This window comes from Pelatocladus sp. BLCC-F211 (assembly GCF_041928655.1).
Taxonomy (GTDB): Bacteria; Cyanobacteriota; Cyanobacteriia; order Cyanobacteriales; family Nostocaceae; genus Pelatocladus.
On the sequence record NZ_JBHFLM010000075.1, the window covers coordinates 1 to 25,445 of the forward strand.

The window sequence follows — 25,445 nt, forward strand, 5'->3', positions numbered from 1 at the left end:
ATCCTTGACTGTGCCACAACGAATTGATCTGTTTAAGAGGTTAAATAGATCATATCGTAAGCGTTGCGAAGGGGTGCTTTTAGCCCCCGTAGCAACAACAGCTTAAGAATCCCCTGTGATTCCATCCAGGGGAGAAGTCAATGATTGTTCCAGTGATGATATATTTGAGCGTACCGTTGTCATAGCTGCGCTGAAATCTACGAGATACCTCGTCACAGCGCTTTTGTGTTGTCCAAGGTGGCGGAAAGCTATCATTATCAACCCAACGCAGCATTAGTATTCGTTTCCCATCTTGCGTGCGTACGTAAGTTGCAGGTACAGTTCTGTTTTGATATTTACTTTTATCACAATAGAACTGTGTACCTGCGGCATAGCTTTGCTGATTTATGAATGCAGTTAAAGCTGATGTAATTAATGTGGTCATGCAAAAAAATTGTGCCAACCCTGCCCACACTTGACCAAATAATCCTTGTCTCATAACTTAAGTGTAATTAGTCTACAGACTTTATACTTAATACCAATTCTATATGAAGACGCATACAAAGACCCCACCCCGGCTTCGCCACCCCTCCCCGCTTGCGGGGAGGGGTTGGGGGAGGGGTAAAATTCTATGCAGCTTCACGAAGAATTGGTATTAGTGGTTAACAATGATTAAATCTTCGCCTACTGCCACACTACCACTACTAATTACCTGCCCTAAAACACCAGTCTGGGTATGCTGAAACTGTTCTTGTAAAAGAGACAGTAACCTAATATCTCGCTCTCCTGTTTCCGGATTGACATCTATATTTAAGCAGCGATTAATTCTAGCTGTCACAACAATTTTTGCAGTTCCAAGTTGTATTTCTTTTCCAATCCAGTCAAATTCTTCCCAAGCAGAGACACCTGCTACCACAATATTGGGACGAAAGCGCCGTACATCTATTGGTTGTCCAGCTAATTCACTTAAATTGTCAATGGTTGCTTGACTGACGAGGGAAAGATGTCCCGCTTCCCGGTCAGGGTAGCGAGTTTTGTCAAATTCTCCGACTAGTTGTAGAGGTGCGCGGTTGGGGTGTCTCGCTGCTTGACTGGGGTAAATTCCTGCTAAATAACCTGTGAAAAAGGCTGATATTAAATTCCGTCCTTCAGAAGTCTTAGTATCAGCAACTAATAAATCTATACTTTTGCGCTTGACTGTGAAATTTCCAGTTTCTGGCTCGTAGAAACAATTTAAAGCTGCGAGTCCCGGCCAGTCATTTTGCATGATGAAGTTGTGCTTCTTCATCCAAGGTACTATCGTTGAGTTGCTATCTATATCATCTTGCTTGTACATCAAAGCAAAAGCGCGATCGCCTAGAATACCATGTCCTACCTCAAGATGGACGCGATCGCGCTTATGACTACTTAATCCTTTGATTGGATAAATCAATAATTGTTGAATTGATATTTTAGTCATTGGGGAAAGGGGATTAGGGATCGGGGATCAGGGAAAGGGGAAAGGCGAAAGGGGAAATAGTCTGTATTAATATTGTCTATATAGCTATTAACCACTCTGTATTACATATTATCCACTCCCCTTTCCCCGATCCCCGATCCCTATTCCTTGGCTGAACCAATCGGTTTTTGTCCTGCTGAAATGCTCTCTCTACCTTGAGTCAAACCACCTGTAATACTACGGAAATATAAACCTCCAACAGTCACTAAAAATACAATATATCCAACTGCTTGCACAACATAAAGATGTTCTCTATAGCCAAATAGGGCTTTGATGACAATACCAGGGAATTTGTCTTCTGGCAGAATATTGGCTGTATTCCAAACCATTGGGCCTAGTATACAAGAATGAATTTTAGTAAACCTTTCGTAGTAAAAACAAAGGCTTTCAGAAGCGCGATTACTCAGGGCATAATTAGCAGCAGCTTCGTCAAAATTATGTAATGCAGAAATTACTAATCCACCAACAATTAATACCAGCAAAATACCCATTACTTGGAAAAATTGGCGGATGTTGATTTTCACTCCCCACTTAAATAAAAGCGCACCAATTGTTGCTGCAACTGCAATCCCGCCAATCGCACCAAGCGCCGGAATTAGTCCTTGTTGAAAATTAGCAGCGATGAATAAAACTGTTTCAAAACCTTCACGAACAACGGCAATTAAAATTAAGCTAAAAACACCCCAGCCAGCATTAGTATTATCTTTTAAAGCATCTGTCACCGCTCCCTCTACTTGAGCTTTCATAAATCTGGCTTGTTTGGTCATCCAGATCAGCATCCAACTGAGCATAGCGATCGCCAGTAAACTGAATACAGCTTCCATTAATGGTTCAACTACAGATGTGTACTGGGGATTAATTGCGCCCAATACTTGTATTACCCAACTAAACAGCACACCAATCAGCGCACTCAAGGCAATACCAACACCGATACCAGCATACACCCAAGGGTTGAGTCGCGATTGTTTAGCTTTTTTCAACAAAGCCAAGACAATACCAACCACTAAGGCTGCTTCTACTCCTTCTCGGAGTGTAATTACAAAAGTAGGTAGAGCAGTACTAAAGTTCATCAGTTGTCCTTTGTCATTTGTCCTTTGTCATTTGTCACTAGCTAATAACTAATGACCATTGTACAGACGCGATTAATCGCGTCTGTACTAAGCGATTAATCGCGTCTCTAACTAAAATCGCGTAACATTTTCTTCAGTTCAAGATTATGCATCTCTTCTTGACCGATCATAGTTCGAGCGAATTCTTCAAGATAAATGCTGGCATCACTGACTGTATCAAGCAAGTTTTTATACAGGTCTAGTGCTTTCTTTTCATGTGACAAGCTTTCTTCCAAAATATCCTTAACTGAATGCTTGTAACTTTCTTCGATTGGTGCAATTTTCAAGGTAGGGTGTCCATCTAAACCTGTGAGAATTTCTCCTGCTTGTTGAGCATGAAGTAAAGATTCGCTTGCTTGGGCCTTAAAAAAGGTAACAATTGGAATGCGATTTGGGCCAGTTACCATCAAAGAGTAATGAGTGTAACGCACAACTCCTGCCAATTCAAATTCCATGATGGTATTGAGCAGGTCGATAGTCTTGTTTTGGTCAAGTTCTTGCATCAGTATCTTAGTCTACGCTAGAAGTCAGAAGTTTTTGGTGATGAGCTAAAAGTTAGATAGTTTCTAACTTTTTATTTATCACTAAATTTTAAACTCCGACCTTGGAACAAAAAGTCAAGGGTAAGCGACTCTTGTGTTGATTTTGAGGACTAAAGTCCACCCTTCAGGAAGTCGCTCTTACGAGCGTCTACACTACGAACTTATTAGCGTTGTGCTTGGGTTTTAGAATTGTCAATCACTTTTTGAGATGCTGATTCTATCGCTTTGATTTCTTTGGTGACTTCTTCTGGCGTATTAACTGGTTTGGCTGGTGGAATCACGCTAGGCCAAGCTTTTTTGAGTTGAGTCATACTCGCTTTAATTGCTTTGTCTGCGTCTGGATGATCTTTTGCCATTTGGCTGTTGATACTTTGATACAATTCGTCAGCGTAGATTACAAAACCACGGGAATCTTGATATTCAATGGCTGCGGCAATTTTACCATTGGCGATCGCTGCACCATATTCTGAGTTTGCAGAATCTAACAAACCGTTAATTACCTGGAGTACAAATGAAGGTTGGGTACGTTGTGCTTCTGGTAATGCTGCGATCGCTTGATCTACTGATTCCATAGAAGTAGTAAAGTTAGTTTTGACTTTGGCATCTTTGGGGTTAGATTTCACCAAATCTTGCAAACTCACCAAAGTTGTTTTGAATTCTTTGACTTTGCGATCGTTCAATTGCTCTTCTACATCAACATAAATCTCTTCTACTGGGTGTCCAATATGAGGTTCAGCCTGTTTTGGTTGATTTTGATCCAAAAGTTCTTGCGCTACGATCAGATGTCCTTTCATCAATCCTAGCTTTGTCATGTAATCAACATCTTTGGCTTCTCCAGTCAAAACCACTTCTTGAACAGTGACTTGATCCTTAATTTTGTCAAACTGTTCTTGGCTAATAACCTTCTTGCTGACTAATTCATCTGGACTAGCATAAGGGCGATTTGCCTGAATTTTATTCGATAATGCTGGTACACCTAGCTGCGCCTCAAATTTATCCAACTCAGACAAGATAGCTGTATTGATGTTAATTGGTTTTTTGCTACTATGACCGCTATGGCTTACTGCTTCAGTTGTTTGTGCAACAGAGTTCGGAGTATTAGTTGCTGGTGAATTTTCTGTGGTTGAAGTACCACCATTATTACAAGAACTCAAGGTTACTATGGCACAAGCAGCGACAGCTAGACATACATAACGAAAATTTTTCATCTTTGCTCCTGGGGATCTGTAAAAGCAAGCAAGTAAAAGCGTTTGTTAGCTATATCAGCAGTTAAATATGTCAAATTGTTATGGTGATATTTGACAGCTTCTCTTAGATTTTGCTAAGTTATTCTTGCACCTAGTGAGACTTTTTATCAACTACTTGACTATGTCATGAGGTGAAATTTAATCATTAGTTCCAGTTTAATTGCTATATAATTAAGATTTATTATCGATAATTCTTCCAAAAGCATGGTAAATGCAGCTAATTTCCCTGTTGGGATTGCTTAAATCAAAAAATAATATTTAGTGCTGAACAAACACAGCGAATTTTCAAAGCATTCGCTTCTTATTCATTTTTTGGGCTGCTTTGAATCATGGTTTGGCTAGAAACACAACGTCTAATCCTCAGAGACTTCCAGCAAAAAGACGTCTATCAACTTGCACCAATTTTTGCAAATTCACGAGTCATGGAATTTTCTGTTAGTGGGATTCTCTCAGTATCCCAAACGCAAGCGAAAATAGACAATTTCATAACTTCATATAAAGCATTTGGATTCGGGAAGTGGGCTATCATTTTCAAACAAACTAACGAATTGATTGGTTACTGTGGAATTGCAATCGACCAAATTGATAATGTAGCTGAACCAGAGATTGGATATCGATTAGATCCAGAGTTTTGGGGTAGGGGGTTAGCAACTGAAGCAGCATCAGCAACCATTCAATACGGATTTGAGGAACTCAAGTTTCCATACATTCTTGGAATTGTCGAGCGAGCAAATACAGCATCAGTGAGAGTGCTTGAAAAGTTGGGGATGAGATACGAAAGGGAAACAATTTTTCACGGTATTGAGATGGATGTTTATCGGTTAGACGTCGCAACCTAACAAATAGCTGGAGTAGAGACGCGAAATACGAAAGTTTCTACTTGGTCGATATTGCAATTTTGCTTAAGTATTTTTCGCTCTATTTTGGGAATTTTTCTCAGCAACGACTTCAAATAAGCCCATACATCCGTTTTCTGCGATCGCATCTTGGTGGGGGTGAAACATATACTTACCTGGGTAGCGAAAAGCAAATTCTAAGATATGACGTTCTGCGATACCCATCGTCACTACATCACTTTTTCGGCTGGGAGTCAGAGTCATTCCAGTCGGATAAACATTAAAAAAATTCGCGTGCAAGTGAAATGTCACTGCGGGGTCAAATTCAATAATGTTGAGAACATATAATCGAATCAACTGATTTTGGTAAATACGAATCGGATGATCCATGTAGTAATGAGGTAAACCATTAAAGGCGTAATACTCATTGTGGTTATCGTCATTAACATCATACCCAGCCATTACCAATACAATTTCATCCGCAGCTGGGCGCGACTTGGGCGGATCAATTATAAACATGCCGTATAATCCTTTGGCAATATGTCGAGTCACGGGTTCAATGTGACAGTGATAGAGATGAACACCAAAGGGTTCAGCATCAAATTCATAAATTGTGGCGTTACCATTGCTAACTGGACGAACACCGTCCATTTCAGCAGGGTGAATACCGTGAAAATGTAAAGAGTGCGAATGTCCAGCTTTGTTAAGGAATAATATCCGTACGCGATCGCCTTGTTTTACTCTGAGTGTCGGCCCAGGTATACGACCATTCAAATCCCAGATATTGTACGATACAGCACTATTAAGTTGAATCTCCGAAGTTCCAGCAGTTAAGCGAAACTCCCGGATTGTGCGCCCATTTTCTCGCTTCAGCGTCCCATAATCAAAATTTCGCAATACTTGTACCGGGTTGACAGCGCTGTTAAAATTTTCCTGTGTCTCCAAAGGTGGTACTCTCACCAATTGCTTTTGTGCAGCTAATCTATCCCATACCACAGCTGCGCCAGCGACACCCACACCTGCTAATCCTAGCTTTAACAGTTGACGGCGATTCAAAAATTTTTCTTGATTGAGAGCAAAGTAGTCAGGCATGGTACTATCACTAATAATTTGCAGTAAAGGACAAACTGCAAATTTTTTGCAACTAATCTATATTCATATAGGAATTAAAAATTATTGTCAATTATTCCTTTTTTATCTGCAAGTTAAAAAAGAGAGTAGGGATTATAGATCCCCGACTCATCAAAATTAATGTGGTGGATGAGTGATCTAGCAATCCAACCTTGAAGGGTTCGTAGTGAGCGCTTAAGCGCTTATAGAGGACTGAAGTCCTCACTACGAACCCGGAAAATATCACTATGACAAAATGATAATGATAATCATGATATAAATAGTTGAAGAATAAAAGTTGCCAATATAAACTAAATCCTTATATATCTTCAAGGGATGGCTGATTTTGAGAATTATTCTTAAAGTAAAAGGTGTATTACCAATTCTGCTGGGAATTTTCAGCTTTTATATAGTCGTAAGTGCTGCTGCACCAGCCTATGGGATGCACATCATGGAAGGCTTTTTACCTGTAAAATGGGCAGTTTTTTGGTGGATAGTTGCTTTGCCATTTTTTGTATTGGGGTTACGGCGAATATCACAGATTACCCAAGCCAACCCGCAATTAAAATTACTCTTAGCATTGGCGGGAGCATTTACGTTTGTGCTATCTGCTTTAAAAATGCCATCGGTGACAGGTAGTTGTTCCCATCCTACAGGTACAGGATTAGGAGCAATACTGTTTGGGCCTTTATCCATGTCTGTACTGGGTAGTTTGGTACTTCTATTTCAAGCATTGCTTTTGGCTCACGGTGGTTTAACGACATTGGGAGCGAATGCATTTTCAATGGCGATCGCAGGGCCGTTTGTTGCTTATTGGATTTATTGCTTAGTGATGACAACGGGTAAACAAAGATTAGCAATATTTCTGGCTGCTGCGATCGCAGATTTGGTTACTTATATCGTGACTTCGATCCAATTAGCTTTAGCATTTCCCGCACCAGTCGGTGGGATCATCGCTTCCTTTGTCAAATTTGCCAGCATCTTTGCTATCACACAAGTTCCTTTAGCAATTAGTGAAGGATTATTAACAGTACTAGTGTGGAACTGGCTTGCTAATTATGGTCGTCAAGAATTAGAAATGTTGCAGCTAATCAAGCAAGATGAGTAACATCAGCTATGGCTAATCACTAATCATTCAACAACTTGTAATGACTTCAGACGATGGGTTAGGATGTCACACAATACATGAACATGTATTCATATAATTTTCGCAGAATAGACATTTTTCCCCCATAGCTATGTCCATCCATCATCACCACGACCACCACCACCATCAGCCCACTTACAATCGTGCCTTTATGATTGGCATTATCCTGAATATGGGATTTGTGATCGTTGAAGCGGTATTTGGTTTTCTGACAAACTCCTTAGCTTTATCTGCGGATGCTGGCCATAATCTCAGTGATGTGCTGGGGTTAGTACTGGCTTGGGGTGCAAGTTGGCTTGCCCGTCGTCGCCCAACAAAGCGTTATACTTACGGATTGCGTCGTTCTTCGATCTTAGCTGCTCTGCTCAACGCTTGTTTACTGTTGGTGGCTATGGGAGCGATCGCCATAGAAGCGATTCAACGCTTGAGTAATCCCATACCAGTGGCTGGAAGCACTATCATTACTGTAGCCCTTGTCGGGATTGTGATTAATGGCATTACAGCTGCGATGTTCATGTCTGGTAAAGACCAAGATTTAAACATTAAAGCAGCATTTTTGCATATGGTGGCTGATGCCTTAGTATCTTTAGGTGTGGTTTTAGCTGGTATCGCCATTATCACAACTAACTGGCTATGGTTCGATCCAGTGATCAGCTTAATTATCGTTGTGGTAATTTTAGTTGGCACTTGGAAGTTGTTATCTCAGTCACTGGATTTGGTACTTGATGCTGTTCCTCAAGGAATAGATTTACTAGCAGTGCGTACTTACTTAGCGGAACTTCCTGGTGTGGTTGCTGTGCATGATTTGCATATTTGGGCCATGAGTACCACCGAGTCAGCACTGACAGCACACTTGGTTATGCTTACTGGTAATCCTGGTGATGCTTTCTTATCTCGAATCAGGATGGATTTACATGATAAGTTTAGCATTGAACACACCACAATTCAGATAGAAACTGGTAATTTTTTATTACCCTGCGCTCAGAAGAATTGCTGTGATTAGTACTCTGTAAAGCTAAGTTTTAAAGGGTTCGTAGTGAGCGATTTATCGCTCTATTAAGCACTTCAGTGCTTACTACAAACTAGGTAAATTTGATTTGTTGGACTACTAGAGAGTTACACATAACGATGGACTATTAAATTATGACTCATTCAAAATCAAAAAATCAAAAACATCAATGGAATAATTGGTTATTACTATTAGCTGTAGTCGCATTGTCAGCAACACCATTGGTAGTACTCAAAGATGCTGAGTTTGGTGGCGCAGATGGCCAAGCTCAAGAAGCTATTAAAGAGATACAGCCTAAATATGAACCTTGGTTTAATTCACTAATTCAAATATCTAGTTCGGAAGTGCAAAGTCTCTTATTTGCCGTGCAAGCAGCTGCGGGCGCTGGTGTCATTGGTTATGTAATTGGGCTTTATAAAGGGCGCTCAGAACAACAAAATCATCATAATGAAAATTCAGATTGATACTCTAGCTTATACTAATCGTTTGTGTTGGTTGCCACCTGAAAAAAAACTGGTTTTTGCAAGTTTTCTTTTAATATTTGCCGCATTTGCTCATCCTTTTGTACAAATCCTGATTGCACTTTGGATGAGTATTTGGACAGTAATTTACGCGGGTATTCCTAGCAAAATATATTTGAAATTAATTTACGTAGCAACTTTTTTTTGGTTAACTAGTCTACCTGCTTTAGTTATTAATGGGATAGAACTATCTCATCTCAATTTAGTAGCACCTGACTCAATTATAGGATTAGCTTTTGGCAACTATTACTTATATATCAGTCATCATGGTGCTGTACAGGGTTTAACAATTTTAACGCGAGCTTTAGCTTCTCTTTGTTGTTTGTATTTTATTGTTTTGACTATTCCTTTTACTGCACTTTTGCAAATTCTCAGGCGTATAGGCTGTCCGGTAATAATTACAGAACTGTTATTACTGATGTATCGTTTTATTTTTGTGCTATTAAACACAGCTTCTGAGTTATGGGTTGCTCAACAAGCCCGTGGAGGATACTGTAATTTTGCTATGGGGATGAGAAGTTTAGCACTATTAATTGGACAACTTCTCAGACGCACAATCGAAAACTATCGTCAAGTTTCCTTGAGTTTAGAATCCAGGGGTTTTAATGGAGAATTGCGAGTTTGGCATCCCCATCGTTATCATCAATCAAAGCGTTATACAATAGAAGCTATTTTTGGCTGCGCTTTATTAATAGCATTAGAATGGGGGCAGAATGCAGGAATGGTTACTCGAATTTGAACAAGTATATTATACTTATTCAGGTGCTAAAGAATCGGCAATTAATAATCTCAATTTCAAAATTCCAGCTAAAAAAAGGTGTGCATTAATTGGTCAAAATGGTTGTGGAAAAACAACTCTATTTTTATTAGCTAATGGTTTATACAAACTAGACAAAGGAAAAATTATATGGCAAAGAAAGCCACTAAAATATGACCGCAAATCTTTGGTAAAATTGCGTCAACAAGTTGGCGTTGTTTTTCAAGATCCAGAACAACAACTAGTTGCTTCCACCGTAGAAGAAGATATTTCTTATGGATTATGTAATTTGGGTTTACCAGAGATTAAAATTCAACAGCTAGTTGAGCAAGCATTAATTGAATTTGATTTAATAGAACTTGCTCAAAGACCCGTGCATCATTTAAGTTTAGGTCAAAAAAAGCGAGTATCGATCGCAGATGTGATGGTACTCAAACCAGAATTATTATTGTTAGATGAACCAACAGCATATTTAGATAGACTGCATACTCGTAAGTTGATGACGACTTTACAAAATATCCATGCTGCTGGCACAACAATAGTTATGGCAAGCCATGATCTTGATTTAGTTTATCGTTGGGCAGATTGGATATTTGTGATGGATAGAGGAAGGCTGGTGTTGGAAGGAAAACCCCAGGATGTGTTTAATCAACGCGAAATTCTTGAGAAATTGCAACTTGGAGTACCTTTAATTTATGAGATGTTGTCTGCTGTTGATGAAATTACTAAAGATCCAGCTATTTTAGAACAATTACAACAACGAATCTTAAATGAATTTCTTTATTTTTAGAAATTTGTAAAAAGCTTAATTGTTCTTTGAGGGTCGTTTTTAAGTTCTTTTCATTAACATTGGCTATACTTACTATAAGTGTCATACAGGTAATACAAGTAATGCTGTCTGTAAGATTAGATCCTGAAACCGAGCAACAATTAGCCGATATCCTAAGTCACGAACAAAATACAAACCGCAGTGAACTTATTAAACGCCTGATCAAAGAACGATGGTTAACCCTCAAGTTAGATAGAACTTTTGTTGAAAGACGAGGGGGACATCCTCAGCATCTCTTACAGGATGCACCCCCTGATTTGTCGGAACGAGGGACACGAAAACAAGCGATCGCTAATTATCTCAAGCATCGGCACTCATGACTTATCATCCCCTTACCCTAATCGACAGTGGGATTTTAACCGCTTATTACAGTGCTGCCGATAACTATCACCTAGAAGTTTGTCGCTTTTTAGAAAATTGTACCAGCCGATTAATTACTACTCATAGCTGTGTTACGGAGGTTATGTGGTTACTCAGTTCTAATTGGCGGACTCAAAATGAATTTTTGTTGGATTTGGCGAAGGAACTTTACGAATGTGTACCTCTATTACCACAAGATTTCACTCGTATTGCTGAACTAAATGCTCAATATGCAGACTTGCCAGGAGATTTTGCAGATTTAAGTTTAATTGCCATTTCAGAACGGTTAGACATTAGTGCGATCGCCACTCTAGATCAAGATTTTGATATCTATCGACGCTATCGTAAACAGCCTTTTGAAAGAGTTTTTCGCCCCTCTTCTTAAAATTTGGCGATCGCATTGACAATTGAGTAAATACAAGATCAGGCGATCGCACTATTGGACTTTATTAAGTTACTCAAAAAATGTTATTCAAAACTAGAACCAGAAAATCATAGTAAAGAAAAAAGTCTTTATGAAAAGTTTGAGGAAACTGGATTGATTGGCTATTAATTTCTCATATCCTCAAAAATGGATAAAGTCGAGCTTAGATTGGGTGAAGAAAGTTTAATTAACAGAACACCCCCTTCAATGTGCTGTCTATTGTTTTTCTCTCCATAATCAACACTCAAGAACAATAACACATCATCAGGATAAGCAGAAGGCATTTTTAGCATCAGATAACCACACACGGTGAAATCTTGTGAAGATTTTAACTCAATAATTTCTTCATTTTTTAAGGGAAAGAGAAAGGAAAAACATTTCTTGATAGGCTTTATTTCATCGCTTGTAAAGTCAGCAACCTCAACAATAATTTTTGTCAATGTCTTTTGATCGTTATAAAAAGCGTTAGCCGTTAACTCAAGATTACCTGATTTCCAAGTAGAGGATACGGGTGTTTTCTCTAGCGTTTGCTTTGCTTGGAGGTCTTCAATATCATGGTCAACTTGAGATTGCTTTGCTACCACTCTTAATGAAAGAATTACTTCATATCGTCTATTGGGTAATGAAAGAATTGCTATATATCTTCTATTGGGTTGATCTTGTTCTTTAGAAGTCATTGTAGTGTTCCTGTACGATTGAGTTTTCGAGTAATTATGCCGATCAAGAAATCTGAAAAAAAATCCTAACAACGGTGGTTAGGATTTCTTGTGTCAAGCTGCAACATACTATGGGCAAGCTTGTAATGCTAATTTCTAGTTTGTTTCAATCAGACACAATTAAATAACATTGCTTAGTTCAAATCTGAATGACGTGGCTGATGGACCACCACCACCACCAGTCATAATTATGTCAGCGCTGCTAATACCTAGCAAATCAAACTCTGTATTGATATCAGACAATACTGCGGTATGAATTTCGTCTCCCTCTTGAATATCAGATACTACCCCGATAAAAATTTTCGGTTGAAATTGAAAAACAGCTTTTTGACCAGGGGAAACAACTTTATGTTTGGCGAGCAATTTACCATCTTTAAAGATATTGGCTGAGACAGAACCAGTTTGCAGCTTATTCTTGAGTTCAACTTCCGATGGACTAGCTGTTGGTTCAGAAGTAAGTTTCAGAATATGACCAGATTTTCCCATCTCTACTGCAAATTTTTGCCCATTGGTTGCTGTCATTTGAGGTGTGAAATTACCATTACTATCTGAAGAACTGATTGTAAACTGCATCGGAAAGACAAAGGGATGGTTACACCCCACACCACAATTCTTTATTACCCGCCAAGCAATAGCCAACTCACCAAAATTTGTGGCTATATTCTTTTGAAAGATTAACACTTGACTATTGGAGATATCATTTGATTGGTTGATGAAATTAAGTTTGATATTCATGATGATCGTTTAGCTCCTTATTTTGGTTTTGGTTTGAATTTTTTCTATATAGAAGCAACCTATTAGATGTCTCCAGAAATGAACTATGCGTTGCCCAAAATGCTTGTAGAGACGTTAAATTTAACGTCTCTACATTATTTAGGCTCATATCTCTCGGACTATCTGCAAAGTACCAAGTTCGTTGCCATCCTTGTCTATTAATCTCGCATCAAGAGATAGGTCGTCTTCGTCATTAAGGCTAGAGGAGGTATATATTCCACTGACTCTGTACGATACTTTTTCTTTTGGCTGGAACTCGAACTGCATGGTGGTTTTGGTTTTTTTGGCAGTGATCTTGTAGCCACGTGATAATGCATAGGCAACCAGAGAAGCTAGGGTTAAAAGAGTGATAATCATCACAGCAGCTTGGATAATAGCAAGCGTGACCTCTTTATCCCCATCCTCGGTGAAGTCTTCCTTATAGCCTAAAACCTTATTCCATTGAGATACTTGGTCTGAAGTCGCTACATCCACCGTGAATTTACTTTTATTTTGGATTTCTGGGAAGACTTGAGCACCACCCTTATCGTCAGTCCATTGAATAGCGTTAAGGAATGCTCCTGGAGAGTTACGAAGGAAATCACTCTGCTCTCTCTTAGTGATTTCACGACAGCACACCCAGTAGATATTGCACTGGGGATATTTTTTGCAGATTTCACTTAGAAGAAGTGGTTTTTTTTCAGTGTAGCTAGAGAGGTTCTCAATTAGTTTATTGCTTCCAACTTCGTAAATACCACAATCGTCTTTAAACTCTTCTGCATACCAACAAGAATAATCATATGTCAAAGATTTAGAAGAAACTTCTTGAACAACCTTTCCACCTGGAACATTCCCTTTTTGTAGATTTCCTAGGATTTTATAGCCATCCGAGTTACTTAGAATACCTCCATCGTCAACGTAATACAAAACCTTACTCCCGTCAGGAAGTGGAAAATCTTGTTTATCATCCGACCATCTACCACCATGAGCAGAAATTATTATATCTGGCATAGATAAACCTCTCAATTGCTTCTGACTCAATAATCCGGATTTTCTACCGTCAACACCACCAAAGTTTGCAACTTTAAGAAAAAAAGTTAAGCATGTAGCACTAACAATTTTCCAAAGCCAGTTTCCATATTTGTTTCAGTAACTGAAAATTTAAGTATCTCGAACCATGACTTAACGTCGTTATTAACTTTGGAAAAAACCCCAATTTAAGAACTATGCTTCTGTTTTTGCTGAACAAACTAACTCCGAGGAGCGTTGAGAATAAATTTTTCGGAATTTCATTCATAAAATTTGTAAGCATACTAGTCATCTATTTAGAGGTTATTTATAAAATAAAAATCAAATCACTGTAGGGGAGCCTGTGCGCTCTTGGGATTTCCAAGAGTTGTAGCACTTGGCGTTGTGTGAGGCGCGTATTTTAATATCATTTTTCACGAAAAATATGATGTGATCGTGATCACGCACCGCCCATAAAATGGTGCTTGATAGCGAAGCCATAACGCACTCTAATTAAGATTTAACTTATAAATAAATACACTTGGTTTAAGGATTTTTGTTACAAAAAATTTGTCTTTAGAGACGCTTTAAACAACGCGCCTTGACAAATAATTACGGGTCTAATACCAAGCGTATTGCCTTATAAATAGTCTCTTAGTAAGCCAATAACTAAACACATTTTTATTATTTATTTAGAGTAAAAAATGCACTTACAATCGAGAAATCATCTACGGCGGAGGGGTACAATTTTGACGGCTCAAGGCTCAAGAAAACTCAATCAGGCAAAAGCTCAGGTAGAAATTGAGCAAAATTTTAAGCGATGCACTCTCGAAGACCTCAGTGAAAAAACAGGTTTAACTCCCAATACCCTCAGCAAGGTCTTTATTGGCTCAGTAGGAGTCGATAAGCGAACCTTGGAGTGCTGCTTCAATGCCTTTAATCTGACCTTGTTAAAGGACGATTATCTCTACCTGGAGCCTCATCAAGACAATCTTGCCGAGATTGGCTCAATGTCCCCTGTTGAAACCTGCTTTCCCATCGAACCAGCCTGCGATCGCACTGATCTCTCTCAAACCCACAAAATGGAACAACCGCAAGACAATCTGCAACCTCGTCCCCTAACTCTACCAGGAGGGCAGATACCCCTAGATTCAGTCTTTTACATTGACCGTCCCATCCTCGAATCCCTATGTTACGAAGCCATCCAGGAACGTGGTGCGCTGCTCAACATCCGCGCCCCCAAGCAAATGGGCAAAACCTCCCTAATGACCCGGATACTGGCTCGTGCTAGATATCTGGACTATCATACTGTTTCCGTGAACTTGCAACTTGCCGACGACGAGATTTTACAGAACCTAGAACGCTTCCTACAATGGTTCTGTGCCAGAGTCAGCAAGCAGTTAGATTTGCCGAACGCGTTGGTGCAGCCCGCCGTAGGCATCGCCAATTTTTGGGATCACTCCTTGGGTAGCAAATCTAACATCACCAACTACTTTGAGGATGTTATCTTAGTTAACCTCGTTCGCGCAGAGTCTCTGAGGGATAATCGCCCCCTAGTGATTGCGATCGATGAACTCAGTCAGCTTTTTGCCTACCCCGACATTGCCAGTGAATTTCTCCAACTTCTGCGAACTTGGTCGGAGCAAGCCAAAGAAGGCAATGCAGACATTAATCCTTGGCACAAGCTGCGACTGGTGACAGTTCAATCTACTGAAATCTTGATGCCTCCCTCGATCAATCCTTCCCTGTTGAATACTGGGTTGGTTATTGAGTTACCTGAGTTTACCTTTGCTCAGGTGCAGGAGCTAGCATATCGGTGCGAACAGGAGATAACCGCGCCACAAACCCAACGCCTGATCGCTCTGTTGGGAGGACATCCCTATCGGTTGGAGTTGGCATTTTATTACCTACAACAGCAGACAATAACTCTGGAAGAACTGTTAGAAAATTCTGCGATCGCCGCCGCCATCTATGCAGAACACCTAGAACAACAATGGTGGAATTTGCAACGCTATCCCGATTTATTGCTATCGTTTACAGAAATTGTCAGGCAGTCAAGTCCTGTAGATTGCGAGGCTGTGCAAGCCTTTCAGTTACAACAGATGGGGTTGGTACATCTACATGGTCTTCAGGCAAGTCTCGCCTGCGAGTTATTTCGTCCGTTTTTGGGCGATCGCCTGTCGCGAATCAACAGTTAAGGGTATTGGTATTTAGATATCGTCTTTAACGAGGATGACTCCCGAATGAGAAAAGATCACGCCCCAGAAAATTTTGCAGGATTAAAACAAATTGCTCTGAATATTTTCAATCAATAAAAAACACTTTCAAAAAGGAATAAAGCGAAAACTAAATTAAGCTGCAATAGAAAATCTTAAATAAATCATAAACCTCTAAGACATTTCACAAAAAAGTTGAAACAAGAGGATCAAAAGTTGTAATCTCACAAAATTGATTTATTTTATATTTTTTTTAATTACAATATTTAACAATCCAAAGTATAAGTAAATTATTGTATACAATTTTTTTTGTCAATAATCCTGAAGTAAGAGTATAAAATCCCCCAAGAGGGCATTGCACAAAAGAGGTAAATTTTGTTTCTTATGAATTAGTTTCATGCTGCGGCTATTAAGAATTTATTTGTGCCAATAAAAACAAAAACAGAGGAACCGAATGCATATTCCTGATGGTTTTATTTCTCCGCCAGTAGCAGTCGTTACTGGTGTGGCAAGTGTGGCGATGTTGGGCATTTCATTAACGCGATCGCGAGATGGTATTGGAATTAAACACGCACCTATTTTGGGTTTAACTACTGCCTTTATTTTTGCTGCTCAGATGATTAATTTTCCTGTTGCAGGCGGTACTAGTGGTCACTTATTAGGAGGAACTCTCGCAGCAATTATCCTTGGTAATCCTTGGGCAGGTACAATATGCATCGCCACGGTTTTAATTATTCAGGCTGTGTTGTTTGCTGATGGGGGAATCACTGCCTTGGGAGCAAATATTTTTAATATGGCAATAGTGGGAGTCTGGGTTGGCTGGAGTTTAACCCAAACTTTACAGCGATTATTAGGGGGTTACAAAAGCCGCTTACCATTAGCGGCTGGAATCGCTGCTGCTGTGAGTGTAGTTGTGGCTGCTATAGCCTGTGCTATTGAGTTGGCTATTTCAGGAACAGCACCTCTAGGGTTAGTTTTACCAGCGATGACTGGTGTACACATTTTGATTGGGATTGGCGAGGGTTTGATTACTTCCGGCGTGTTGACTTACCTAGCCACAGTTCGACCAGATTTGTTACCTGGAGAAGAACGACAATTAAGAGGGTGGGTAATACCAGTAGTGAGTATTCTGTTGATTTCTGGTTTACTTTCCTTGGTAGCTTCTGCATGGCCAGATGGTTTAGAAAGAGTTGCTGAAAACTTAGGCTTTATTAAGCTTACTGAAGAGGTAAGAGTGATAGTACCAACACCTCTAGCCGATTATGGCATAGAAGGATTGGGTTCCATCGGTACAAGTATTGCTGGAATTATTGGATCAATCGTTTGCTTTGGTGTTGCTTTTGGTATTGCACAAGTAGTGAAACCAAAGAATGCTTAAATTATCATTATCATTACCATTACCCTTACGTTTGCAGCTATCTCTGGTTGTTGTCATTGGAGCAGCTTTATTAAAGTATGAAGCTTGGGAAGCTCTGGCTGCATATGCTTCTATTGCACTGCTTTGGGCTGTCTTATTACGCGTACCCATTCCTCAACTCACGGGCTTATTGGGTACAGAATTAATATTTCTGTCATTAGTGGCTTTACCTTTAGGATGGGAACGAGCGAGTTTTCTGTTGGTTCGTTCTCTGGTTTGCTTGCTGACAATGAATAGTTTTTTGTTAACTTTACCGCCACACAGTTTTGGTATTGCTCTGAAAGCTTTACCTGTTCCGGGTGGTTTGAAGCAAAGTTTATTGTTAGCAGGACAATACTTAGAAATCTTATTGGCAGAAGTCCAGAGAATGCAACGTGCTGCTCAATTGCGGGGTCTTAATGGCCCTGGTGGATGGTTACGTTACGCTAGTGCAGCGATGATTGGTAGCTTGTATCTCCGCAGTTTAGAAAGAGCAGAGCGAGTTTATGCAGCAATGGTAGCTCGTGGTTATACAGGAGAATTACCTGTAGATTCAAGATTAACAGCAAAAGAAAGATTAATTTTGTTAGTTGCTTGTGCGATCACAGGTACTTTAACCGTAGCTTCTTATTTCTAACTTTGCGATCGCTTACCCCTAGCTTGGTTCTTCCTTTCCTCCTTCTTTTATGACTTAATGACTAATTTCTCCTTTTGAAGGGTACAATAAATGCCGATTGTCTTCCAAACTTTGAAAGCTTCATGATCTCCAGTAACGACTTTCGACCTGGTGTCTCTATTGTTTTAGATGGATCTGTATGGCGGGTAGTGGAATTCCTCCACGTTAAGCCTGGAAAAGGTTCCGCATTTGTACGGACAAAGTTGAAAAATGTCCAGAGTGGGAGCGTGGTGGAAAAGACGTTCCGAGCAGGGGAAACCGTACCACAAGCGACTTTGGAAAAAAGTACGATGCAGCATACCTATAAAGACGGCGATGATTACGTCTTTATGGATATGGAAACCTATGAGGAAGGTAGATTAAGTGCAGCCCAAATTGGCGATCGTGTCAAGTACCTCAAAGAAGGTATGGAAGCTAACGTCGTCCGTTGGGGTGAACAAGTACTAGAAGTAGAACTACCTAACTCTGTGGTGTTAGAAGTGGTGCAAACTGATCCTGGTGTTAAAGGTGACACAGCTACTGGTGGCAGTAAACCTGCAACTGTAGAAACTGGTGCAGTTGTGATGGTTCCTCTGTTTATTAGCCAAGGGGAACGTATCCGCATTGACACCCGTAATGATACATACCTGGGCAGGGAGTAAATTATAACTCAGCAAAGATGGAAATCTGTATTTCTATCCCTAGCGGGGATTTCCATCCCTGCCTCGTTTAATATTTAATCTTTACCAAAAAGTCTATCTACCACTAAATTGATCATCAAGTGCGTACACTAAAACGTACGCAAAAGATAATTGGTAATGGGTAATTGGAAATAAGTAATAAAAAATAATATTTATGAAATTTCTGTTACCTTCTGCCCCTCTGCCTACCTATACCAAGCCGCTCTGCGTCTACTACCTTTTTTAACGCATTATGAGGTAATCAAAGCTGTGCCATTGGATTTTAATGAAATTCGTCAATTGTTGGAAACTATTGCCAAAACAGACATTACGGAAGTAGCACTTAAAAGCGACAATTTTGAAATCACCGTACGTAAAACTTTACATACTCCTGGAGTGTCACCAGCAACCGTAGTGTCTTCAGGTGTTACTACTGCCTCAGGATTACCGCTTGTCACCTCAACTCCACTAGTCGCATCTTCTCCCACACCAGACGCGACAGCAAGCCGTACTGTTGATACTCCAGCGACTACAGGTGTACAATCACCAGCAACTCTCTCACCACTAGAGCAAAAAAAATTTACAGAAGTTACTTCCCCAATGGTGGGAACATTTTATCGAGCTCCTGCACCTGGAGAAGTAGCATTTGTAGAAGTGGGCGATCGCATCCGTAGCGGTCAAACTGTGTGTATTATTGAAGCCATGAAGCTAATGAATGAAATCGAAGCCGAAGTATCCGGACAAGTAGTCGAAATTCTTGTTCAAAATGGCGAACCTGTAGAATATGGTCAACCTTTGATGCGAATTAATCCAGATTAAGTATTAATCTATATAACTAATGTCTAAATTCGTAAAATTTCTCAGTTCAGTTCTTCCGAAACAATCGTGATGAAACAAACGTTGCCTGTACCGCCAGAAGTTGTGCAACAAGTAGCTGAATACTTCAGCCTGTTGAGTGAACCAATGCGCCTGCGATTGTTGCATTTATTGCGGGATGATGAAAAATGCGTACAAGAGTTGGTAGAGGCAACCCAAACGTCACAAGCAAATGTGTCAAAGCACCTGAAGGTAATGTGGCAAGCGGGAATTCTGAGCCGTCGCAGTGAAGGAACTTGTGCTTACTACCGGGTGGAAGACGAGATGATTTTTGAATTATGTAACCGAGTTTGCGATCGCCTCGCCAGCAGGTTAGAACAGCAAGCTCGGAGTTTTCGTGTATTGAATACAAAGTAATTAGTCATTAGTCATTAGTCATTAGTCATTAGTTAGTGAATAGGGAACTCTTAACAGGGAACAGGAAACAAGGAGATAAGCTAACAACCATGCCCAATGACCAATGACCAATGACAAATGACAAATGACAAATGACAAATGACTAAGGTTGAAAATTTTCATTGAAGTTTTGACGTGTGAGTGGCTGTTCTAACTCTAAACCTTCGCCACCTAACACATCGAGTTGCTTGCCGTCTACATCAATATATACTTTGGCATTCGGATTTAAACTAGTGGCTGTGTAAACAATTTGACCTAGACGCCCTTGCATAGAAGTGCTTCCGCCGCCACTTGTAAATTCTCCAGACAAATTTACACGAACAGTATCACCTTGAACATCTACACCCAAGACTTTTGTTCCTTGAGGAATTGTACTCGAACCGTTACTTCCTTCTGTCGGCCCTTCTAATAAGCGTTGGAAAGCTGCTGTTAAAAATTGGTTGGGTTGGTTACGATTTGCTTGTACCTGGATTGATTGAGAAACCAGTTGAAAATTTTTGCCAGTGTCTTGTAACCAATAAATTTGGGTTGTTTGTTCATTTGCTACTTGTGGCGGATTACCGGGTACAAGGCGTTCCGAGGGTGTAGGGTTGGTGTTCTGATGAGAATTCCAAGTTAATAAGCCGACTCCGCCCCCTACCACCACAACTGCTGCTGAAATAGCTGCTACTACACCAGAAGAAACCCGTTTAGATCCTTGTTGCTGACTCATATACAAAACCTTCCTTGAACTCTTGATACTATGCTACGTGAAGAGAAGTTTGGTTGAAGACGAGACTTACTAACGGCGAGTTTCCAACAACTTAGAAGATGGCTCTACTCTTAAAAATGCTGCCATTTCTAATTTACCTGGCTTCATTTTCCATTTTAGAATTCGCATTTGTAATCCGTCACCTTCCAAATTACGTAAATCTAATTGTTGATTTATGTTACTAATAATCAAATTGAGAAATTCTGCTGGAAACTCTTGTCCATCTAGTGATACTTGTGGATCAACTAGCTGAAATTGTCTACCACCAACAATACTTAATCCAGAATTAATTTTAAATAAAAGGGGTATTACCTCCTCATCGCTTTGTAACTCTACCTGAAAAATAAATCTATTATTGGCTAGAAATTCTACCTTGGGATTGGCAAAATTAGAGGCTTGGGCAAATTGCAAAGCAGAAGAATTCCGTTTATTAAACTTTTGCACCCTCTTGAGAAAATCTGGTGATTGTAAAAGTTTATTAATATCTTGATCTGTGACAACCAAACGTACTCCAGCCTGCAAAGGTTGTTTTAATTTGAGTAATTTTTGCCTGATACTACTTGGCTCAAATTCTATTTGATCGGTTTCTAGTTCTAAAACTGCGATGCGAAAATCTTGTTGTTTTAATTGCAAAGAACGCCCTGCAATTAACACTCTTTCTACTTTACCTTGCAGTAATTGATAACTAGGAGCATTATCCACCCTTACTTGTAGTTGTTCCGCTGTAGAAAACTGCGAGCGAATGGCATTTTCAGCAGTCTGATCAATTACCACTCCTACAGGAGCAACTACACCCAATAGGCTAGATATGAGGATTGTCAGGAGTTCCATATTATTTTGAAGGGAGCGGGGACAAGGGAGACACGGGGACAAGGGGAGCCACTGCGTTGCGCGGGTCCCCCGCGTTGTAGCACGTGGCGTGGACAAGGGGGACAAGGGAGACAAGGGGGACAAGGGAAGGGAGAATTATTTAACAAGTCTCTTCCCAATCCCCAATCCCCGATCCCCTATCCCTGATCCCCGATCCACCCTTTAAGAGTAGATACAATTTCAGTGATGGGGATTTCGTGAGAATTGCGGCTTTTTCTTTCAACTACTTCGACTTTGCCATTGGCGATCGCTCGTCCTGTGACTATTCTGTAAGGTATACCGATCAAATCTGCATCTTTGAATTTTACTCCTGCTCGTTCGTTGCGGTCATCGAGTAAAGTTTCAATTCCGGCTTGATTGAGTTCTGTATAAAGTTTTTCGGCGATTTCTATTTGTTGGGCGTCGTTAATATTGGGAATTGTGACAATGGCATGATAAGGTGCGATCGCCACAGGCCAAATAATCCCGTCTTGATCGTAAGATTGCTCTACTGCTGCTTGTGCCAGTCGTGATACTCCCACACCATAACAACCCATCACCAGAGGTTTTTCTTCTCCCTGTTCGTTGGTATAAGTCGCTCCCATTGCTTTGGAATATTTTGAACCCAATTGGAAAATATGTCCAACTTCAATCCCACGAGCGCTTTTTAAAGTTTGTTCAGGGTTGTGCATGGCGCGATCGCCTGATCTGGCTTTACGTACATCTACTATTATATTTGGTAATTTAAATTGCTCTTGCCAATTGGCTCCAACTACGTGATAACCAGATTCATTTGCACCTGTGACAAAGTTCTTTAAATCAACGGCGGTTTGATCTACCAAACGCAAAAACTTTGGATGGACTAAACCCCCCTCAGTCCCCCCGTTGACGAGGGGAAGTTGGCTCCCTCCCTGTTGACGGGGAGGGTTGGGGAGGGGTTGAATGTAATCATCAGCAATATCAGGTGCAATATAACCCAAAGGCAAAGTTTTCGTTGCCCATTTTTTCTGAGCGTCTGCGTCGGGTACTGCTAACCGGATAACTGCGTTTCCACCATATTGGGAAGCTAATTTTGTTAACTCGTTTTGTAACTTAACTTCGTTAACTTCTTGATCACCCCGGATACTCACCAATACCAATACTTTTGTACCAGTATCATAAACTGCTTCGTACAGAACATTTTTCACAACTTGGGTGGGAGAACATTTGAGAAAATTGCAAAGTTTCTCGATGGTGTCGGTTCCAGGAGTTTGCCGTTTTTCATAACTACTAAAGCTAGAAGGTTCCGCCTCAGCAGGTAAAGATACAGCTTTTTCGACATTAGCGGCGTACTTACCATCTTCAGTGTAAAGAACTTCATCTTCGCCAGCTTCTGCCAAAACCATAAATTCTGTGGAACCAGTACCACCAATCGCCCCAGAATCTGCTTCTACAGCACGAAAACTCAAACCAGAACGCCGCAGCATATTGCTGTAGGCTTGGTACATATCCTGGTAAGTTTTTTTCAGGCTTTCTTCATCCGCATTAAAGGAATAAGCATCCTTCATAATGAATTCCCGTCCGCGCATCAAACCAAAGCGGGGACGAATTTCATCGCGGAATTTAGTTTGAATTTGGTAGAGGTTCAGGGGTAGTTGTCGGTAAGAGCGAATCAGATCACGGGCTATGGTCGTGATCACTTCCTCGTGAGTCGGCCCCAATGCTAATTCTTGTTCGCGGCGATCAATAAGGGCGAACATGATACCCTCAGCTTTGGTATAAGTATCCCATCTGCCAGATTCACGCCATAGCTCTGAAGGTTGTAATTGCGGTAAGAGACATTCTTGGGCGCCGGTGGCGTTCATTTCTTCGCGCACAATCTGGGAGACTTTTTGTAATACTCGCCACATCAGTGGGAGATAGGCGTAAACACCACTACCGATGCGACGAATATAACCTGCGCGGAGTAGTAATTTATGACTGGGGATTTCAGCATCTGCTGGATCGTCCCGCAGTGTAACGAATAACATTTTTGACAGTCGCATCGTTTGTCCTTTTTTCGGTGTTGCTAATATCTAACTACAGAAGTTTGAAGTATAAAGGATGAAAAGCAGGCTCAAAGAAGTCTGAAGTATAAAGAATGAAAAAAGGATAAAAGATAAAAAATTTAATTTTTATATTTCACGCTTCATAATTCATACTTCATATCGCTATCATCGGAGAAAATTACCTTGCCTGATGTCATTAATCAAGCACAACCACCTCTAGAATTTATTCCGCCAGCATTTAATCCCTCAGTTTTACGAGTGATTCAGCTAGGTTTACCCAGTTACTTACGCTGGAAAACAGCAATTAGCCAAGTTGAAGCAAATAACGTAGAGGTTTTGGTAAATCTCTATCGCCAGTTTCAAGAGGGAAAGATTCGTTTTTTGATAGCATTTCGCCATCCTCAAGCCACAGATCCACTGTGCTTGGGCTACTTGCTTTCCCAACTCGTGCCAAGGGTAGCACGACAGCAGGGAATACCGCTACAGCATCCAACCCATGCTCATTTTATCTACGATCGCGGTATTACTTTATGGGCTGGGAATCAAGTTGGCTGGATTGCTTCTCGTTTAGGTGCAACACCCATTCAACGGGGTAAAGCAGACTGGACGGGTTTGCGATCAGCACGAGATTTGTTCGCCAATGGACGCTTCCCCATGGCTGCTGCACCAGAAGGCGCTACCAATGGACTTTCAGAGATTGTTAATCCCCTCGAACCCGGAATCGCCCAAATGGGTTTTTGGTGCGCGGAAGACTTGCAAAAAGCTGGACGAAATCAACAGGTTCTGATTGTACCAGTCGGAATTCAATATAGTTATGTTGTAGCTCCTTGGGATGCGATCGCCAATTTGTTAACTCAATTAGAAACCTACTGTGGTTTACCTCCCCATAATCACACCTCCCCACACCCTGAATTTCTCTATCCTCGTTTGTTACGTTTAGCAGAACGTTTACTAAGTTTCATGGAGGATTTTTATACACGCTTTTATCATCAAAAATTACCAGAAATTCCAACGCAATCCAAAGAAATAAATCAAATCATAGCCGCTCGTTTAAGTACACTTTTAAATATAGTTTTACAAGTAGCAGAACAGTATTTTGATTTGCAGTCTAAAGGAAATTTTAACGACCGTTGTCGCCGAGTCGAACAGGCAGGTTGGAATTATATTTTTAGAGAAGATTATAAAGATGTCAAATCACTGTCATCTTTAGAAAGAGATTTAGGCGATCGCATTGCCGAAGAAGCGAATTTGCGGATGTGGCACATGCGTTTAGTCGAAAGTTTGGTTGCGGTTACAGGTAATTATGTACAGGAAAAACCCACCGCCGAACGTTTTGCTGAAACAACATTATTAATATGGGATGTTGTTACTAAAATTAGAGGCGGTAATCCTTTCCAGCGTCCGCTTTTGGGTCAACAAAGAGCGAAAATAACTGTGGGTGAACCACTATCGATTTCCGAACGGTATCCAGTGTATAAGGGAAGTCGTCAAGGTGCAAGACAAGCTGTTGCAGATTTTACTAAAGATTTGCAGCAAGCAATGGAAGGTTTGATTGTGAAATAGGGGTGATTGTGGTCTGTAATCAAGTACTTACTTCAGCTTGAAAGAAACTTCGTGAAGTACCCCAACCTACTTCGTTGAGGTTGGGGCTTCCAACATCAACTCAATTTAGGGACGGTCTTATTCGTCTTTCGGGTTTCCCGCTTCATTCGCTGATGCCTTCTCAAACCCGTGTTTGATTGTGGTCTTACTCC

27 protein-coding genes are annotated in these 25,445 nt (G+C 40.5%); 15 read left to right on the forward strand and 12 right to left on the reverse strand.

What is annotated here, in order from left to right:
• Nucleotides 1-79: 79 nt before the first annotated feature.
• The 5 genes from ACE1AT_RS08865 to ACE1AT_RS08885 form a co-directional block, all read right to left on the reverse strand.
• Nucleotides 80-424 carry a COP23 domain-containing protein gene (locus ACE1AT_RS08865; RefSeq protein ID WP_374867375.1) on the reverse strand — a complete coding sequence of 115 codons (345 nt, stop codon included), beginning with the start codon at nt 422-424 and terminating at the stop codon, nt 80-82.
• A 210-nt stretch (nt 425-634) separates the two neighbouring features.
• Nucleotides 635-1,438, reverse strand: a complete 804-nt coding sequence (locus tag ACE1AT_RS08870; RefSeq protein ID WP_374867377.1) for an MOSC domain-containing protein — start codon at nt 1,436-1,438, stop codon at nt 635-637.
• A 140-nt stretch (nt 1,439-1,578) separates the two neighbouring features.
• Entirely contained in the window at nt 1,579-2,547 is a 969-nt protein-coding gene (locus tag ACE1AT_RS08875) for an FTR1 family protein (RefSeq protein ID WP_374867379.1), read from the reverse strand.
• 107 nt (nt 2,548-2,654) lie between these two features.
• Entirely contained in the window at nt 2,655-3,089 is a 435-nt protein-coding gene (locus ACE1AT_RS08880; RefSeq protein ID WP_374867381.1) for a bacterioferritin, read from the reverse strand.
• Nucleotides 3,090-3,292: 203 nt separating this feature from the next.
• Nucleotides 3,293-4,336 carry a helix-hairpin-helix domain-containing protein gene (locus ACE1AT_RS08885; protein ID WP_374867383.1) on the reverse strand — a complete coding sequence of 348 codons (1,044 nt, stop codon included), beginning with the start codon at nt 4,334-4,336 and terminating at the stop codon, nt 3,293-3,295.
• A 368-nt stretch (nt 4,337-4,704) separates the two neighbouring features.
• On the opposite strand from ACE1AT_RS08885, the gene ACE1AT_RS08890 reads away from it, so the two are divergent.
• Nucleotides 4,705-5,214: a GNAT family N-acetyltransferase gene (locus ACE1AT_RS08890; protein WP_374867385.1), complete on the forward strand. Its 510-nt coding sequence runs from the start codon at nt 4,705-4,707 to the stop codon at nt 5,212-5,214.
• A 63-nt stretch (nt 5,215-5,277) separates the two neighbouring features.
• Here the strand turns inward: ACE1AT_RS08890 and ACE1AT_RS08895 are convergent, their stop codons facing one another.
• Nucleotides 5,278-6,303 (reverse strand): multicopper oxidase domain-containing protein, encoded by a 1,026-nt coding sequence (locus tag ACE1AT_RS08895; protein WP_374867387.1) that lies wholly within the window; start codon nt 6,301-6,303, stop codon nt 5,278-5,280.
• 364 nt (nt 6,304-6,667) lie between these two features.
• Between ACE1AT_RS08895 and ACE1AT_RS08900 the strand changes: the two genes are divergently transcribed.
• The 7 genes from ACE1AT_RS08900 to ACE1AT_RS08930 all read left to right on the forward strand — a co-directional run bounded on the left by ACE1AT_RS08900 (nt 6,668) and on the right by ACE1AT_RS08930 (nt 11,329).
• Nucleotides 6,668-7,429, forward strand: a complete 762-nt coding sequence (locus ACE1AT_RS08900; RefSeq protein WP_374867389.1) for an energy-coupling factor ABC transporter permease — start codon at nt 6,668-6,670, stop codon at nt 7,427-7,429.
• Nucleotides 7,430-7,559: 130 nt separating this feature from the next.
• Nucleotides 7,560-8,471, forward strand: coding sequence for a cation diffusion facilitator family transporter (locus tag ACE1AT_RS08905; protein WP_374867391.1), 912 nt, complete (start codon nt 7,560-7,562; stop codon nt 8,469-8,471).
• Nucleotides 8,472-8,611: 140 nt separating this feature from the next.
• Nucleotides 8,612-8,941 (forward strand): energy-coupling factor ABC transporter substrate-binding protein, encoded by a 330-nt coding sequence (locus tag ACE1AT_RS08910; protein ID WP_374867393.1) that lies wholly within the window; start codon nt 8,612-8,614, stop codon nt 8,939-8,941.
• Complete coding sequence (gene cbiQ / locus ACE1AT_RS08915; protein WP_374867395.1) at nt 8,925-9,737, forward strand: cobalt ECF transporter T component CbiQ; 813 nt, start codon at nt 8,925-8,927, stop codon at nt 9,735-9,737. Before ACE1AT_RS08910 ends, cbiQ begins: the two co-directional genes overlap by 17 nt.
• The gene (locus ACE1AT_RS08920) at nt 9,712-10,545 is read left to right on the forward strand and encodes an energy-coupling factor ABC transporter ATP-binding protein (RefSeq protein ID WP_374867397.1); all 834 of its coding nucleotides are present in this window, start codon (nt 9,712-9,714) and stop codon (nt 10,543-10,545) included. The genes cbiQ and ACE1AT_RS08920 overlap by 26 nt, the downstream gene beginning before the upstream one ends.
• Before the next feature lie 101 nt (nt 10,546-10,646).
• Complete coding sequence (locus ACE1AT_RS08925) at nt 10,647-10,904, forward strand: hypothetical protein (protein ID WP_374867399.1); 258 nt, start codon at nt 10,647-10,649, stop codon at nt 10,902-10,904.
• A complete protein-coding gene (locus ACE1AT_RS08930; RefSeq protein ID WP_374867401.1) occupies nt 10,901-11,329 on the forward strand; it encodes a type II toxin-antitoxin system VapC family toxin in 429 nt (142 codons plus the stop codon). The genes ACE1AT_RS08925 and ACE1AT_RS08930 overlap by 4 nt, the downstream gene beginning before the upstream one ends.
• A 164-nt stretch (nt 11,330-11,493) precedes the next feature.
• Here ACE1AT_RS08930 and ACE1AT_RS08935 read toward each other — a convergent pair whose 3' ends face one another.
• From ACE1AT_RS08935 to ACE1AT_RS08945, 3 genes are all read right to left on the reverse strand, one after another.
• The gene (locus ACE1AT_RS08935) at nt 11,494-12,045 is read right to left on the reverse strand and encodes a hypothetical protein (RefSeq protein ID WP_374867403.1); all 552 of its coding nucleotides are present in this window, start codon (nt 12,043-12,045) and stop codon (nt 11,494-11,496) included.
• Between the two features lie 159 nt (nt 12,046-12,204).
• Nucleotides 12,205-12,819, reverse strand: coding sequence for a hypothetical protein (locus ACE1AT_RS08940; RefSeq protein ID WP_374867405.1), 615 nt, complete (start codon nt 12,817-12,819; stop codon nt 12,205-12,207).
• A 144-nt stretch (nt 12,820-12,963) separates the two neighbouring features.
• Nucleotides 12,964-13,848, reverse strand: coding sequence for a putative adhesin (locus tag ACE1AT_RS08945; protein ID WP_374867407.1), 885 nt, complete (start codon nt 13,846-13,848; stop codon nt 12,964-12,966).
• Between the two features lie 701 nt (nt 13,849-14,549).
• Here ACE1AT_RS08945 and ACE1AT_RS08950 point away from each other — a divergent pair.
• From ACE1AT_RS08950 to ACE1AT_RS08975, 6 genes are all read left to right on the forward strand, one after another.
• Nucleotides 14,550-16,043, forward strand: coding sequence for an AAA-like domain-containing protein (locus ACE1AT_RS08950; RefSeq protein ID WP_374867409.1), 1,494 nt, complete (start codon nt 14,550-14,552; stop codon nt 16,041-16,043).
• A 472-nt stretch (nt 16,044-16,515) separates the two neighbouring features.
• A complete protein-coding gene (locus ACE1AT_RS08955; RefSeq protein WP_374867411.1) occupies nt 16,516-17,439 on the forward strand; it encodes an energy-coupling factor ABC transporter permease in 924 nt (307 codons plus the stop codon).
• On the forward strand, nt 17,432-18,094 hold the full coding sequence (locus tag ACE1AT_RS08960; RefSeq protein ID WP_374867413.1) for an energy-coupling factor transporter transmembrane component T family protein: 663 nt from the start codon (nt 17,432-17,434) through the stop codon (nt 18,092-18,094). The genes ACE1AT_RS08955 and ACE1AT_RS08960 overlap by 8 nt, the downstream gene beginning before the upstream one ends.
• A 122-nt stretch (nt 18,095-18,216) precedes the next feature.
• Nucleotides 18,217-18,774 (forward strand): elongation factor P, encoded by a 558-nt coding sequence (gene efp, locus ACE1AT_RS08965; RefSeq protein WP_374867414.1) that lies wholly within the window; start codon nt 18,217-18,219, stop codon nt 18,772-18,774.
• 288 nt (nt 18,775-19,062) lie between these two features.
• A complete protein-coding gene (gene accB, locus ACE1AT_RS08970; protein ID WP_374867416.1) occupies nt 19,063-19,611 on the forward strand; it encodes an acetyl-CoA carboxylase biotin carboxyl carrier protein in 549 nt (182 codons plus the stop codon).
• A 69-nt stretch (nt 19,612-19,680) separates the two neighbouring features.
• Entirely contained in the window at nt 19,681-20,025 is a 345-nt protein-coding gene (locus tag ACE1AT_RS08975) for a metalloregulator ArsR/SmtB family transcription factor (RefSeq protein WP_016861788.1), read from the forward strand.
• 142 nt (nt 20,026-20,167) lie between these two features.
• Here ACE1AT_RS08975 and ACE1AT_RS08980 read toward each other — a convergent pair whose 3' ends face one another.
• The 3 genes from ACE1AT_RS08980 to ACE1AT_RS08990 all read right to left on the reverse strand — a co-directional run bounded on the left by ACE1AT_RS08980 (nt 20,168) and on the right by ACE1AT_RS08990 (nt 23,688).
• A complete protein-coding gene (locus ACE1AT_RS08980) occupies nt 20,168-20,776 on the reverse strand; it encodes a GerMN domain-containing protein (protein WP_374867418.1) in 609 nt (202 codons plus the stop codon).
• A 69-nt stretch (nt 20,777-20,845) separates the two neighbouring features.
• A complete protein-coding gene (locus tag ACE1AT_RS08985; protein ID WP_374867420.1) occupies nt 20,846-21,646 on the reverse strand; it encodes a DUF2993 domain-containing protein in 801 nt (266 codons plus the stop codon).
• A gap of 176 nt (nt 21,647-21,822) precedes the next feature.
• Nucleotides 21,823-23,688: a proline--tRNA ligase gene (locus ACE1AT_RS08990; protein ID WP_374867422.1), complete on the reverse strand. Its 1,866-nt coding sequence runs from the start codon at nt 23,686-23,688 to the stop codon at nt 21,823-21,825.
• 186 nt (nt 23,689-23,874) lie between these two features.
• On the opposite strand from ACE1AT_RS08990, the gene ACE1AT_RS08995 reads away from it, so the two are divergent.
• Nucleotides 23,875-25,254 carry a 1-acyl-sn-glycerol-3-phosphate acyltransferase gene (locus ACE1AT_RS08995; protein ID WP_374867424.1) on the forward strand — a complete coding sequence of 460 codons (1,380 nt, stop codon included), beginning with the start codon at nt 23,875-23,877 and terminating at the stop codon, nt 25,252-25,254.
• Nucleotides 25,255-25,445 lie beyond the last annotated feature (191 nt).